The 13,850-nt window shown below is 50.6% G+C and carries 11 protein-coding genes; 6 read left to right on the forward strand and 5 right to left on the reverse strand.

All coding sequences use genetic code 11. The annotated features are described in order from the left end of the window. Positions 1-180 precede the first annotated feature (180 nt). Entirely contained in the window at positions 181-1,977 is a 1,797-nt protein-coding gene (locus ACSR9A_RS09055; RefSeq protein ID WP_473757070.1) for a 5'-nucleotidase C-terminal domain-containing protein, read from the forward strand. Positions 1,978-2,046: 69 nt separating this feature from the next. On the opposite strand, the gene ACSR9A_RS09060 is transcribed toward ACSR9A_RS09055, so the two are convergent. Beyond that, a complete protein-coding gene (locus ACSR9A_RS09060) occupies positions 2,047-3,240 on the reverse strand; it encodes an MFS transporter (RefSeq protein ID WP_473756843.1) in 1,194 nt (397 codons plus the stop codon). A gap of 207 nt (positions 3,241-3,447) precedes the next feature. Between ACSR9A_RS09060 and ACSR9A_RS09065 the strand changes: the two genes are divergently transcribed. Then, entirely contained in the window at positions 3,448-5,007 is a 1,560-nt protein-coding gene (locus tag ACSR9A_RS09065) for an HD domain-containing phosphohydrolase (protein WP_473756844.1), read from the forward strand. A 586-nt stretch (positions 5,008-5,593) separates the two neighbouring features. Then, the gene (locus ACSR9A_RS09070; protein WP_473756845.1) at positions 5,594-8,185 is read left to right on the forward strand and encodes an S-layer homology domain-containing protein; all 2,592 of its coding nucleotides are present in this window, start codon (positions 5,594-5,596) and stop codon (positions 8,183-8,185) included. A gap of 245 nt (positions 8,186-8,430) precedes the next feature. Here the strand turns inward: ACSR9A_RS09070 and ACSR9A_RS09075 are convergent, their stop codons facing one another. Further along, complete coding sequence (locus ACSR9A_RS09075; RefSeq protein ID WP_046229529.1) at positions 8,431-8,892, reverse strand: cupin domain-containing protein; 462 nt, start codon at positions 8,890-8,892, stop codon at positions 8,431-8,433. Positions 8,893-9,047: 155 nt separating this feature from the next. Between ACSR9A_RS09075 and ACSR9A_RS09080 the strand changes: the two genes are divergently transcribed. The 3 genes from ACSR9A_RS09080 (at position 9,048) to ACSR9A_RS09090 (ending at position 11,219) form a co-directional block, all read left to right on the forward strand. After that, positions 9,048-9,413 carry a hypothetical protein gene (locus tag ACSR9A_RS09080; RefSeq protein ID WP_341280684.1) on the forward strand — a complete coding sequence of 122 codons (366 nt, stop codon included), beginning with the start codon at positions 9,048-9,050 and terminating at the stop codon, positions 9,411-9,413. 73 nt (positions 9,414-9,486) lie between these two features. Then, positions 9,487-9,978, forward strand: a complete 492-nt coding sequence (locus ACSR9A_RS09085) for a cation:proton antiporter regulatory subunit (RefSeq protein WP_046229531.1) — start codon at positions 9,487-9,489, stop codon at positions 9,976-9,978. A 2-nt stretch (positions 9,979-9,980) separates the two neighbouring features. After that, complete coding sequence (locus ACSR9A_RS09090; RefSeq protein WP_473756846.1) at positions 9,981-11,219, forward strand: cation:proton antiporter; 1,239 nt, start codon at positions 9,981-9,983, stop codon at positions 11,217-11,219. 121 nt (positions 11,220-11,340) lie between these two features. On the opposite strand, the gene ACSR9A_RS09095 is transcribed toward ACSR9A_RS09090, so the two are convergent. The 3 genes from ACSR9A_RS09095 to ACSR9A_RS09105 all read right to left on the reverse strand — a co-directional run bounded on the left by ACSR9A_RS09095 (position 11,341) and on the right by ACSR9A_RS09105 (position 13,757). Next, the gene (locus ACSR9A_RS09095) at positions 11,341-11,643 is read right to left on the reverse strand and encodes a hypothetical protein (protein WP_473756847.1); all 303 of its coding nucleotides are present in this window, start codon (positions 11,641-11,643) and stop codon (positions 11,341-11,343) included. 102 nt (positions 11,644-11,745) lie between these two features. Beyond that, a complete protein-coding gene (gene infC / locus ACSR9A_RS09100; protein ID WP_473756848.1) occupies positions 11,746-12,234 on the reverse strand; it encodes a translation initiation factor IF-3 in 489 nt (162 codons plus the stop codon). A gap of 80 nt (positions 12,235-12,314) precedes the next feature. Beyond that, complete coding sequence (locus ACSR9A_RS09105; protein WP_473756850.1) at positions 12,315-13,757, reverse strand: nicotinate phosphoribosyltransferase; 1,443 nt, start codon at positions 13,755-13,757, stop codon at positions 12,315-12,317. Positions 13,758-13,850: the final 93 nt, after the last annotated feature.

Genomic DNA, 13,850 nt, shown 5'->3' on the forward strand with positions numbered 1-13,850 from the left:
CACATTTATCTATCTTGAGAATATGTTCAAAGAAAAATAAGCAATATTTCAGTTTCATTATATAAGGAAAAAAGCAAAACAACAACTACAGCTTTTGGACAGGATTTTCATGTCATCATGTGGAATACGTATAAGGCGCGACCATAAACGACATTCTGATGGGAGGTATCACCTGCTATGTTGAACAAGTTTAAGTGGTTCACATCTATTCTTTTGACCGCGGCTCTGCTTATAGGCGCTGCAAGCGTCTCGGCGGCTGCATCCACCCAAGAGAAGGCCGGCAAGCATATTACGCTGCTGCACACCAATGATATGCATGCCAGAGCAGTCGAATCCGAAAGCAATGGTGAACTCGGCTTTGCACGGCTTGCCGGAATCATCGACAGCTACAGGGCCAGCAATCCGAATACGCTCCTGCTTGATGGCGGCGATGCCATTCACGGCACTACCTTCGCAACCCTCGTAGAAGGCGAAAGCGTCGTGCGCGTCATGAACGCAATGGGCTACGATGCGGCCGTCCCCGGAAATCATGAATTTAATTATGGCTACAACCGCCTCGTGGAACTTGAACCCCAAATGGAATATCCGCTTCTGAGCGCCAACATTAGAGTAAAGAAAGACGATTCGCCGCTGTTTCATCCTTATGTTATTAAAGAGGTGGACGGCGTAAAAATCGGTATTTTCGGCCTGACTACACCTGAAACCGCCTACAAGACGCATCCGAAAAATGTGGACGGGCTTGTGTTCACCGACCCAGCCGAGGAGGCGAAGGCTATTGTCGCCGAGCTGAAGGATCAGGTAGACGTCATTGTTGCATTAGGACATATCGGACAGGATGAATCCAGCGCCGATACAAGCCTTGGCATCGCCAAAGAAGTCGCTGGCATTGATGTTTTTATTGATGGACACAGCCATACGGTGCTGCAAAAAGGGCTTGAAGCAGGCCAGGGCACGCTTATTGCCAGCGCTGGCGAATATACCAAATACATTGGCGTCGTCGATCTATGGATCGATCAAGGCAAGGTAGTCAGCAAGGAAGCCAAGCTGATTGATTACAAAGCCGCTGCTGCGATTGCACCCGACAAAAAAATCGCCGAGCTGGTCGATTCCATCGTCGCTGAACAGCAGGAAGTTCTCTCAAGCAAGATTGGCGAAACGGCCGTGAAGCTTGATGGCGAGCGGGAGCAGGTTCGCGCAGGAGAAACAAATCTGGGCAATCTGATTGCCGACAGTCTGCGTTCAATCACGAAGGCCGATATCGCCATAATGAATGGCGGCGGTATTCGCGCTTCTATTGATGTAGGAACGATCACGCTAGGCGAGATTATTACGGTGCTGCCTTTCGGTAATCAAATCGTGACGCTTAACGTAACAGGCGCCGATATTAAAGCCGCGTTGGAAAATGGCGTGTCGGATTATCCGAATCCGAAGGGCGCTTTTCCGCAAGTATCCGGCATCGCCTTCAAAATCGATACCGCCAAGGCAAAAGGCTTGCGCGTTCATTCCGTTAACGTAGGCGGCGCTCCTCTTGATGCGAAAAAACTATACACGCTTGCGACAAATGATTTTATGGCCGCAGGCGGGGATGAATACACGATGTTCGCTAGCTATCCCCAGGCCGGCATGTTTGGCGCGCTGGACGAAGCGCTAACGAGCTATTTGAGAGAGCTTGGGACAGCGGCAAGCCCCGCTGCTCAGGGCCGCATTACGGAGGGTGCTACTCCGTCTGCCCCGTCTGGCGGGACGAAGCCAAAGCCTGAAGTCATTCAACCCGCCCCATCGTCTACGGCGCCAAGCACCACTCAGGAGGAGCCTGCGACGGCTGCCGACTATGCCCATTACACCGTGAAAAAAGGCGATACGCTCTGGTCGATTGCGAAGCGCTATAACACGACGTGGCAAGCTATTCGCGACGTAAACCAAATTAAAAATCCCGACCGCATCTACATCGGACAGCAGCTCAAAATTCCGGTATAGCAGCAAAACAGCCCTCCGCCATTATAAATGGTGAAGGGCTGTTTCCGTTATAGCTTTGACATGTCAATGCTAGGCTTGTATGGGCTTTCTCATGGACTTGCGGCGCAGCCTGCGCTCAAAACCGACATAAAGCACAATGTAGAGGACGAAAAATCCGCCGGACAGCAAATACATCGTCGAATAATTCGTCACAGCGGCTACGGCTCCCAGCAAAATAGAACCGCTTCCGATACCGATATCAAAAGCATTGTAATAGGTCGCCGTCGCTACGCCTCTGCGCTCTGGCTCTACGAGATCGATAACCCAAGCCTGAAGCGCTGGGAATAGGGCGCCAAAGCCAAAGCCATAAAACAGCCCCGACAGCAGCAGCATCACTGTAGAATGCGTAAAATAAAGCATGACGCTAGCAATAATGCATAGTATGGCAGCAGGTAGCAGCACCCACATGCGTCCTTTGCGATCAAACAACGGGCCGCTAATAAAGCGGATCAGAAACTCGCTAATGGCCACGACAAGGAAGAAAATGCCAACACTGCCTAGGCCTTGCTCTTTGCCAAACAAGGCGATAAAGCTGAGCACCGTGCCGAAGGGGATGCCGATAAGCAAGCCAAGCAGCGAAGGCATGAATGCCTTGCGCTCCACGACGCTGTCCATCCAGTTTCCCGTTTCTATTACAGGAGCTGCGGCTGGCACTTTTTTCTCCACACGCGGAAAGCGCACAAAGCAGGTACTGATCAAGCTAAGCAGCATAACGACTGCTCCAATTAAAAACAGCGCCTTAAAGCCATATTCCGTCATGATCCAAATGCCAAAAAAGGGACCTAAAGCGAATGAAATCGAATTCCCTGTTGCAAAAAAGCCCATGCCCTCTCCTCTTCGAGAGGCTGGCACTAAATCGGATGCCGCTGTGCCAAACAGCGTCGTTGCAATACCAAATCCGACGCCGTGCACGACGCGCAGCACCAGCAGCACAGCAAGCGTCGCAGCTAAATAATAGCCGGTAAGCGCGATAAGACTTATAGCTACTCCGAGAAGCAGCAGCTTCTTTTGGCCCAGCCGCTTAATGCCATAGCCTGTTCCAAGCCGGGAAAGGACGGCCGTAAACGTAAATAAGCCCATAATCAGGCCAATTTGCGTTTGGCTGCCCCCCTGCTCCGCGGCAAACACAGGAAGTGTCGGCAGCAGCATTTCAAGGGCCATAAACAACAGCAGATTAGAGCCCATTAATAAAATGAAATTTTTCGACCATAGCGCCTCGCGCATTTGTCTCGCTCCTTTATGTTGACTGGCTAAGTATGTGACGTTCCGATCCACTTACGATTGGTTCATCATATAGCAGTTTCCCGGCCCTGTCTACGATGATAATTGCGGCTTTCAACTTTCTATTGCGGTCTTCTGCATGTGTGATAACCTGTAGAAGAGGTTGGTCTTCAGAAATCTCATTTTCCACTTGAAGTGAGGAGCCTGTCTATGAAACAAATGATAAGCGATGAACAGCCTGATGTAATTATTTTCAAAAAATTTCTTGTTCAGCTTATCCGTAATTATCTGTTTGGCGGGTCTGTCGCTGTACTTGGGGTTGGAAGCATTCTGATTTTTTCAACCTTGCAGCTGACCAGCATTGAATTTTTTCGGCTGGCGCTTCTGCTTATCGTTTCGCTGCTCATCATGTTCAGCTGTGAATGGCTGGCTTTCAAGCGGCACATTAAGCCTATTCGCGTTATTTTTTACATAGAAGCTACTTCTGCCCAGCTCCGAGAGGCCTATCTGCAAGTACATAACTTTCCGCTCCTATCGGTTAAGCGAACCGTCGGCCCCCACTTTCTAGGTCTGGCGATTCCCGTGGGCAGTCTCACTTATATAGGTATAAAGCTGCAATGGATCGTATTTCCTTACTACTATATTGCAATAGGTGCGGCATGTGCGGTGCTTATTGCGGCGATGCATGCCATGCTTGAGTTTTTTCTGACAACTAGGGCGATCCCACCGCTCATTACGCATATACGCGCGCTGCATATTAAACGGTTTAACGCTGATTTGACGCTCGAGGGGCAGGTTTTGATGACGATCAGGCGCAAGTTTTTGCTCAGCGCTTTTATTATTGGGACGCTTCCGATGCTTATGTTCAGCCTCGCAACGCAAATTCGCATAGAGGGTTTCGCCAGTACCGACTCCACTTCCGCCGCCTATTGGCAATGGGCCATCATCATTCTCGTAATTGGCATTTTATTTTCCTGGCTTAGCGCATCGCTGCTCGCCAAAGATATTCAGTCGCCCATTGAGACGCTCCAGCAGGCGATGGTCAGCGTTCAAGAGGGCAACCTCGACCATAAGGCCGAGGATATTTATTCGGATGAATTTTCTAAGCTCGTTGCAGGCTTTAATCATATGGTCGATGGATTGAAGGAACGTGAGAAGCGCAATGCCCAGCTGCTGCAAAGCTATTTCATTACACTCGCTGCGGCGCTTGAAGCCCGCGACCACTATACTGCAGGACATTCGGAGCGCGTAGCTGAATATTCCGTCCTCATCGGGCAGCTCGCTGGCTGGGACGATTCCGTACTGGATACGATTCGCAAATCGGCGCTGCTCCATGATATTGGCAAAATCGGTGTCCGCGACGCCGTGCTGCTGAAGGACGGCAAGCTGACCGATGAGGAATTCGACCAGATTAAGCAGCATCCGATTTTAGGCGAAAATATTTTGCGGCGCATTGAGCCGGCTGACGCAATGGAGCATCTGCTTCCGGGCGTGCGCTCCCATCATGAGCGCTTTGATGGCAAAGGCTATCCCGACGGGCTGACAGGCGAAAATATTCCGCTGCTCGGCAAGGTTATTGCCATCGCCGATGCCTTCGATGCGATGACCTCTGATCGCCCCTACCGCAAGGGCATGACCGTGAGCAAAGCGCTCAGCATTTTGGAGGAAGGCAAGGGAACCCAGTGGGACCCTGAACTTGCCGAGCTGTTCATCCGCTGGCATAGGAAGCAGGAGCAGCAAGCTTCTGAGGATACGCGTGCAGAGGCATGAGCGGGCTATTCCGCTTGCTTCAGGACATCCAGCTTATAATAAAAAAGGGGCTGTCTAATTAGTCCCCAAAATAAAAAGGTTGGGCGAGAAAACGTACAGTTTTCTGTCCAACCTTTTTGTGTAGCTGTTTTCTTAGAAAAGTGGAGAGGCGGATGCCCACCACCTTCAGAAGGTTATGGGCTAAAGCCACAAGAAGCGACGAAACGAGCGGTTGCCCTTGATGTGACCCAATACGCTCTCCACCTCGACTTTGCACCGAGCTATCCAATACCCCATAATCGGCCTCGGATCGTCCGGTGTGCTCGGACATCTCTTAGGGGCCGGATATATGCTAATTGCCAGAAGTGCGTTGCAATTGCAATCTTAAAGTTTTCTTTACATTTCACAAATGGGCAAATCAACCCTGCTAAGATAGAATCACTATGGTATTTAGTATCACTTTTTCGTAAGGTGTTACGAATGCAACAGCATTCACTTTTAAGAATCCCTATTTTGAAGCAGTGGTGTAGAATGATGTCGAAAGTAGTCGCAACTTGTGCAGTTTTGCTTTAGTTGTGAACGCCCAATCGTAATGGAGGAGAAGCAGTTGAGACAGATCAGAAGCATTCTAATATCCTTTTTCGTTGTTTGCCTGGCATTCACGGTCGGAGTACCTGTCAGTGAGGCTGCCGGCAGGGGACAGATAGGCTTCGTCAGCGACATAACGGGAAGCCCCGGAGATACAATCACGGTGAAACTTTATGTGGATCTGACCGCCGTGAACAACGCATATGTGGATTTCCAACCACTTCCTGAACTTGAGGGATGGGGCACCACTTTTTTTGACCATAGCTTTGGAGAAAATTGGGTTCAAGTCGGCAATCAGAACCGCTTTGTCATCGATTGGAACTTGAAAATAGCGGAAGATGCCGTGCCGGGCGTATACCACATTTCCATAAACAGGGAATTGACATTTTACGAAGTGGATTATCAAACTTCGACGAACTATGATACGGATAATAAAACGATCACGGTTCTCGGATATACGGTAGCGCCCATTGACAACCAGACGTTAAGTCCGCTGATCCAAGGGTATGATGCCGGGTCTCAGGAAACGCGAACGATTGAGACGCAACGTACGGGCAGCGGGAATCTCGCTAATTTGCAAGCACAGCTTAGCGGTGCGAATGCAAACAATTTCGTTTTGACGCAGCCGCAGCCGAATATGTTGAATACCGTAGAGGAAGGCACTTCCTTCACCGTCAAAGCAAAAGACGGCCTCACGCCGGGCACGTATACGGCGACGGTCAACGTATCAGCCAACAAGATGGCGGCGGGAGCAACATTTACGGTGACGCAGGTCGTGTACCAGCGTCTGTCGATTACTAGTCATCCGCAGAGCATACTCGCGAAAGTAGGCGACAGCGCAAGCTTCGGCGTGACGGCGACAGGCGGAAACCTTGTCTATCAATGGCAGGAGGATATAGGGGAAGGCTTCACGAACATGGCGGGTCAGAACGGAGCGACGTTGAATCTGTCGGCGGTAACCGGCGATATGTCGGGACGCCAGTATCGCGCCGTGGTCGCTAGCGGCGCCGGGCAAACCGACACGTCGAACGCTGCGCAGCTCACTGTGAAGAACGTGCCGGGCACGCCCGAGCTTGTAGCTTCGGAATCCGACGCCAAAGTTACGTTGACCTGGACGCCGTCAAGCGGCGCGTCCGTTTACAAAGTATACAAAAGCGAGACGGCAGGCAACTTTGCCGGGGCGGAAGAACGCACAGTAGCAGCTAATGTATACGAGTACGAGTGGTCGGGATTGACGAACGGAGCGACGTACTACTTCAAGGTGAAAGCCGAGAACGAGGTCGGAGACAGCGCGTCGAACGAGAAGAGCGCAACACCGCAGGTTGCAGCGCCTGGAGTACCGGTGCCGGGGCCAGCTACACCGGGAGATGCCCGAATAAGCCTAACGTGGAATCCGGTGATCGGTTCCACGGGGTACAAAATATTCAAAAGCACGACCTCTGGCGTTTATGGATCAGAGGAAGTCTCGGTAAGCGATTCGGTATATGGCTATGATGTAACCGGATTAACGAACGGCACAACGTACTATTTTGTGATCAAAGCGACGAACCCGGGAGGAGACAGTACTGCGTCCAATGAAGTGAGCGCAACGCCGCGAACGGTTCCATCGGCTCCAACGAGCGTAACTGCGGTAGCTGGCAATGGACAAGCGTCGGTAAGCTTCACTGCCCCGGCGAATGGCGGAAGCGACATTACTTCCTACAAAGTTACGGCTATGCCGGGAACGATAACCGTAACAGGGACGGGGAGCCCGATCACGGTAACAGGGCTATCCAACGGAGTTACGTATACGTTTACGGTGCAAGCTGTCAATAGCACGGGCAGCAGCGTGGCCTCCGACGCCTCTAATTCCGTAACGCCGAGAAAGCCGTCCAGCAGCAGTAATACATCGACGCCATCTTCAACGCCTGCGACACCTGATCCGGTATCGACACCTGGTTCTCCAGAGCCTACGGTTGATGTATTTAACAGTAGCATTGTGAATGAAACCAATTTAGTAAAGACGATTGAAGCCAAAGTAGCGGAAGCGAAGAATGCAAACGCTACAATTGATTTTGCTGACACGCAAGGGCACTGGGCTGAAAAGACGATCGATGTTTTCATCAAATTGCAACTGATTAAAGGCTACGAAGAGGGTACGTTTAGGCCGAATAGTCCGATCACACGCGCTGAGTTTGCAACGATTCTGAATCGCGTGTTCGATATCCAAGGTGGCAGCCATACGAGTATTGTAATGAAGGATATTGGTGATAGCTGGACGAAAGAAGCGATTGAGAACCTTGTAGCGGCAGGGGTAATCAAAGGCTACAAGGACGGTATGTTCAAGCCGGATAACACGATTACACGTGAAGAAATGGTTGTCATGCTGTCCCGCATTGTAAACCTTAACGACCTGGCGAAGGACCGGGCAAAAGGCAATTTCAATGATCTGAATGGTTCTTATGCAGCTAGCGAAATCAAAGCAGAAGCGCAAGCAGGTATCGTTAGCGGTAAAGGGGATGGGAAATTCGAACCCAAGAGCAATGCCACACGTGCAGAAGCGTTGCAGATCATCTTGAATGTGCTGGAGCTTAACCCACAGTTGAAGAAGTTGTTGGATTCACTTAGCTAGTATCTGTGAAGGACGCCAATCGGGGCGTCCTTCATTTCGTTGTAAACGTTCAAATAGCTTATAGCTATGAGTAGTCATCCCTTGACCTTCAATCTCTTTAAGGTGGCAGGCATCCGCCTCGCTACCTTTCTGCACAAGCACTCGCACAAAAAAAGTTGGACGGAAAACATTACGTTTTTCCGCCCAACTCTTTATTTAGGGACTTATTGGACAGCCCCTTTTAAAAAATCGTTTGAAAGTTTGGATTAACGTTTAATTAATTGGAAATCATCATAATGGAACCCCGGAGAAACAATACAGGAGAACAGCGATGGCTCATCGCCAATCGGCTGCGACATTTGCCACTCGCCTGCTGGCACTACCGCTTGCGGCTGCTGGCCGTTCAGCACATCGCCGCCTACAATAATTTCCTTTCTGAGCGTTGGATCGTCTGCAGTGCCGCCTAGGGAGAGCGTAATTGGGCCGCCCGAATGCCAAATCCACAGCTCATCAGATAGTACTTTATGCCAATCCGACATCTCATGCGGGTGCAATAAAAAATAAATCGAGGACGCTGCGGCACGCGGTCCAGAATAAGCTTCACCAAGCAGCTCCTGCGGAATTTGGAAGGAAGCCTTCCACAATTCTTTATACCAACCGCCCTCTACATGCGGTTTTAAGCCCAATGCTTCAACTAACGGCGAAATCGCCTTATTCGCTTCACTCATCATTCAATCTCCTTCCAACTGGAAAAAATGCTTATTTCATTTAATTCCCCCCAGTGTATCCTTCACTAGGGACAACGTCAATACCTTTCGCAGCAGCCTTGTGACATTCGGCCTACAATCATTTATAATAGTAATAAGAGACAGGGGGTGAACAGATGAACAACCATGTTTTGCAGCAGTTGGCAAGGCAAAGCCGGCTAGTGAAAGGCCTGATCATATTAGCCTTGCTATGCACAGCCATACTATTTGCTTATCAAGCGGAGGACTTGCCCGAACTGAAATCTCCCTCCGATCAATTAACGATTGCAACAGGCGATCATCATGGTGTGGCGATCCGATATCATTCCGGTATTTTGAAGCAGCTTTCCCAGACAACGCTTATAGGCATCACCCTCATTTTAGGCTTGCTCGCATGCCGAAAGCAGCGGCTGATCCCACTATCCATTCGCCGTGCCTTTATACCGCAGCAAATAAAGGATTTATTTTTGATGCCTGTTAAATTCACCGGAAGCTTTATATAGTCGATTGCCAGCATTATACGTATCCGTCCTATCACGATAACCACACAAACTCACGATATAGGAGCTGGCGAAAATGAATATTAGAGAATCGGATTTACCAGGCATTGGACGTAAGTATCAAATGGAGACGAGAGGCGGCGACAAGCTCGTTGTCGTCATCCATGATGACGGAAGAAGAGAAATGTACCATTTTGAATATGATGATCCGGATGACAGCATTTCCATGGTATCTATGGATGACGAGGAGGCCCGTCAGGTTGCTGCCATTATTGGAGGAATGACCTATACGCCGAAGGCGCTTGAGACGATTGAAGTCGCGCTCGACGATTTGACCATTGAGTGGTATAAAGTCGAAGCCGGCGCAAGCTGCGTAGGCAAAACGATCGGGGGTTCGGATATCCGCAAGCGGACGGGGACGACGATTATCGCCGCGATTGACAAAGATGGCAAGCATATTAATCCGGGTCCGGATTATATTTTCAAAGCCGACTCTACACTGATTGTTGCAGGTGAACGCCCGCATCTTAAGACGCTTAAGCAATTGCTCGTGAATGGGAGCCGTTAATTATGGATCATCTGGTGCTGGAGATTGGTCTCGCCGTCACTTTGATTGCCCTAGTCGGCTTATTAGCAAATAAAGTAAAATTTTCAGTCATTCCGTTTTATATTTTGATCGGGATGGCTGTGGGGCCGCATGCTCCAAAATTCGGCATTTTCGATTTCCGCTTTATCGAAAGCGCCCCCTTCATTGAATTTCTCGGCCGATTAGGCGTATTGTTCCTGCTCTTCTATCTCGGTCTGGAATTTTCGGTCGGACGTCTGATGAAATCAGGTAAAAACATCGCTGTAGGCGGTACCATTTATATTGTTATCAATTTCACGCTTGGACTTGTTTATGGCTTCTCCCTAGGCTTCCCGCTTGAGGAAACGCTCATAATGGCCGGTATTACAACGATCTCTTCAAGCGCCATCGTTGCGAAGGTGCTCGTGGACTTGAAGCGAACCGCGAATCGTGAAACCGAGATGATTCTAGGCATTATTATGTTCGAGGATGTTTTCCTCGCTGTGTATATTTCCATCCTCTCCGGGCTTGTACTCAGCGGCTCCAGCTCGGTTGGCGGTGTACTCCTCTCCGCATCCTATGCGCTTGGATTTATGCTCCTTGTACTCGTAGTTGGTCGCAAAGCTGTTCCTCTGTTGAACAAAATATTAAATATCCGCTCGAATGAGTTGTTTCTTCTGTTGATCTTTGGCGCGTTGTTTCTCGTTGCAGGCTTTTCCGAAACGATTCACGTCGCTGAAGCAATCGGCGCCCTTCTCGTGGGACTAGTACTTGCCGAAACCGCTCATATGAAACGGATCGAGCATCTGATCTTGCCTTTCCGTGATTTCTTCGGCGCAATATTCTTCTTCAGCTTCGGTCTGACGATTGATCCAACAGCGCTCGGAGGCGCAGTATGGTTATCGCTAGGTGCTGTTGCCCTTACGCTATTCGGGAACGTGCTCGCAGGCATGCTGGCGGGCAAAAGCGCAGGGCTATCGCCTAAAGCTTCTGCGAATATTGGACTGACGATCGTCTCGCGTGGCGAGTTTTCGATTATTATGGCGAATCTCGGCAAAGCCGGAGGATTAATGGAATTGCTTCAGCCCTTTGCTGCCTTATATGTACTGCTGCTTGCGATTTTGGGGCCATTGCTCACTAAGGAATCCAAGCTCATTTACAACGGCATGAACAAAGTATTCCGCTTTGACCGCAAGAAGGCTAAAGACAAAGAACCACTCAAAGAGCCGGACGTGTCCAATTAAACGACTTGTCTGCCTATGCAGCCTAAAAATTTAACAAGCCTGCCTCAACCGACGAAGTGTTATTTTCGCGGGTCAAGGCAGGCTTGCTTTTTTGTATAGTCGGGTTATTTAGCTTGGCACTCTAGTCGATGCCGTCTTTAAAGTTTTTGCTCCAGTTTTTATCGCCTTTGTGAACGTAGTCCTCCACTGTCTTATGCAAGGTGTTCACAAGCTCTTCCTTGATCTTGGCAATCGTTTCGTAAAAGACAACTTCCTCTGCGCCCGAAATTCTCACTCCGGCCACTGCCTGTGTGGCAGCGAAACGGCGGTGCTCCGACTCAAAGTTTTCCAACGCCTGAAGGGCATGCTCTACATAATGGGATAATTCCTGATGTTCCTTCGGAAGTTGAGCTTTAAGCTCTTGAATGCGTGTTTTTAATGGCATTAAAATCACCTCAGCGTTAGTATTTACCTCTGTATCATTACTATAACCGATTTTTATGCTTTGGGCATCCCAAAATATGCTAATCAGCGATTATGCGCCAGTTCATGACGGGTTAACTTGTACCATTACCTGCTTGCCGCTTACTTGAATGCCTGTCTGCGGCTTGCCTTGCTCTGCCAGATCAGCTAGCAGGCGCTCCAGCAGCGCCTTGCCAGCAGTCCCCTGCTTGCCTCCTTGAACGCGAACGACGAGCTGCACCGCATGACCCGACTCCAGCAGCTTCACTGCCTGGCGCTGCTTCGTGTCATAATCATGCTGTTCAATATCAATGCCAAGGCGCAGCTCCTTCACCTTCACTGGCTGGCCTTGCGCCTTCTCCTGCCGCTTGGCCTGGCTGGCCTCCTGCTTCGCAGTACCGCGTCCCATCAGCTTGCAGGGCGGCGGACTGCTCATAATGGACAAGCATACGAGATCTGCCTTGTGCTGCTTCGCCAGCGCGAGTGCCTCGGCGCGGGAAACGACGCCAAGCGGCTCGCCGTTTAGGCCAGTCAGCTCCACCTCAGAGGCTTTGATTTTCTCATTCATCAGCATCGTAACAACCTTCTTTCTGCTGCTTTGTTCTATTCTAGTCGCCCAGCTAATCGCAGCTCATGATGCAGCTATTCGCGCTGCTACTCTTGATGCTGCTGAATCAAATCCATCTTCATCTGCCACGTTTTCTCGCTTAGATGAATCGGATAAAATTCCGGGTTCAGCTTGCGCTTCACTTCCGGCAGAAAGCTGCTCAGCTGCTCCTGATGGAACTGCCTAACCTGCGCAAGGGACGGCAGCTCATAAACGAGGCTGCCCTTGTCGAAAATACATTTCAGCAGCGGAACAGCCTCATAGCCGTTCACGTATTTGTACAAATACGGGTGCAGCGGATCAAACAGCTTAAGCCTGCTGCCGTCCGGCTTCTCTTCCTCGCCGCATAATGCAATATAATCGGCACGCGCCTTCCCCGTATTCAGGTTGCGGATACGGAACACATCTTTGCGCCCCGGCGTCGTCACCTTCTCGGGGTTCGCAGACAGCTTGATGACGGGCACGTAACGCCCGTCCTTCCAGCGTGCGGTCAGCTTGTACACGCCGCCCAGCGAAGGCTGGTCCGCAGCGGTAATCAGCTGCGTGCCCACACCCCACGTATCAATGCGCGCCCCCTGCGCCTTGAGGTTAAAGATCAGCGTCTCATCGAGATCATTCGATGCGACGATTTTCACATGCGGCAGCCCCGCAGCATCCAACTGCTTTCGCGCCTCCTTGGACAATAGCGCGAGGTCGCCGCTGTCGAGGCGAATCGCGCTGAGCTGCTTGCCTTGGCTCTCGAGCCAGCGAGCCGTCTTAATCGCATTCGGCACGCCGCTTTCCAGCGTATCGTACGTATCGACGAGCAGCGTCACCTGATCCGGCAGCGCCTCGGCATATTTCATGAATGCTTCTTCCTCGGTATCATGCCCCTGCACCCAGGAGTGGGCATGAGTCCCTTTAGCCGGGATCCCGAACAGCATTCCCGCGCGCATATTGGACGTCGCATGGAAGCCGGCGATATAAGCGGCACGCGCGCCCCATACGGCGGCATCCGCCTCCTGCGCCCGCCTTGTCCCAAACTCCAGCAGCGTATCGCCGTCCGCAACCTGCACAATACGCGAGGCTTTCGTCGCAATCAGCGTCTGGTAATTCATAAAGTTCAGCAGCGCCGTCTCAATAAGCTGCGATTCAAATATCGTACCCTCTACGCGAATCAGCGGCTCATTAGCGAATACGATCGTGCCTTCCTCCATCGCATACATGCTGCCTTTGAAGCGGAACTGCCGCAGCCGTTCTAGAAAAGCCGGCTCGTACTGCTCCTCCTGCTCAGCCAAATAGGCAAGCTCCTCTTCGCCAAAGCACAGCTCTTCCATATATTTCACAATGCGTTCAAGTCCCGCAAATACAGCATATCCATTGCCAAAAGGCAGCTTGCGGAAATACGCCTCGAATACCGCTGGCGTATCTGCCGTTCCATTTTTCCAATGCGCATACATCATGTTGATCTGATATTTATCCGTATGCAGCGTTAAGTTTGCGCTATTCACAGACACAAGTCACTCCGTTCTAAATGATGTCTGACAGGGGCTGAGAAGAAGGATTGTCCAGGCCTGATGAACAGCGGCGCTGCCAAGGTGAAA

The organism is Paenibacillus sp. R-74696, from assembly GCF_055814915.1.

Coding starts and splice junctions, on each gene's coding strand:
- ACSR9A_RS09060 (WP_473756843.1), bottom strand. CDS start 3,240: ATGCGCGAGGCGCTATGGTCGAAAAATTTCATTTTATTAATGGGCTCT.
- ACSR9A_RS09065 (WP_473756844.1), top strand. CDS start 3,448: ATGAAACAAATGATAAGCGATGAACAGCCTGATGTAATTATTTTCAAA.
- ACSR9A_RS09075 (WP_046229529.1), bottom strand. CDS start 8,892: ATGAGTGAAGCGAATAAGGCGATTTCGCCGTTAGTTGAAGCATTGGGC.
- ACSR9A_RS09080 (WP_341280684.1), top strand. CDS start 9,048: ATGAACAACCATGTTTTGCAGCAGTTGGCAAGGCAAAGCCGGCTAGTG.
- ACSR9A_RS09085 (WP_046229531.1), top strand. CDS start 9,487: ATGAATATTAGAGAATCGGATTTACCAGGCATTGGACGTAAGTATCAA.
- ACSR9A_RS09090 (WP_473756846.1), top strand. CDS start 9,981: ATGGATCATCTGGTGCTGGAGATTGGTCTCGCCGTCACTTTGATTGCC.
- ACSR9A_RS09095 (WP_473756847.1), bottom strand. CDS start 11,643: ATGCCATTAAAAACACGCATTCAAGAGCTTAAAGCTCAACTTCCGAAG.
- infC (WP_473756848.1), bottom strand. CDS start 12,234: ATGCTGATGAATGAGAAAATCAAAGCCTCTGAGGTGGAGCTGACTGGC.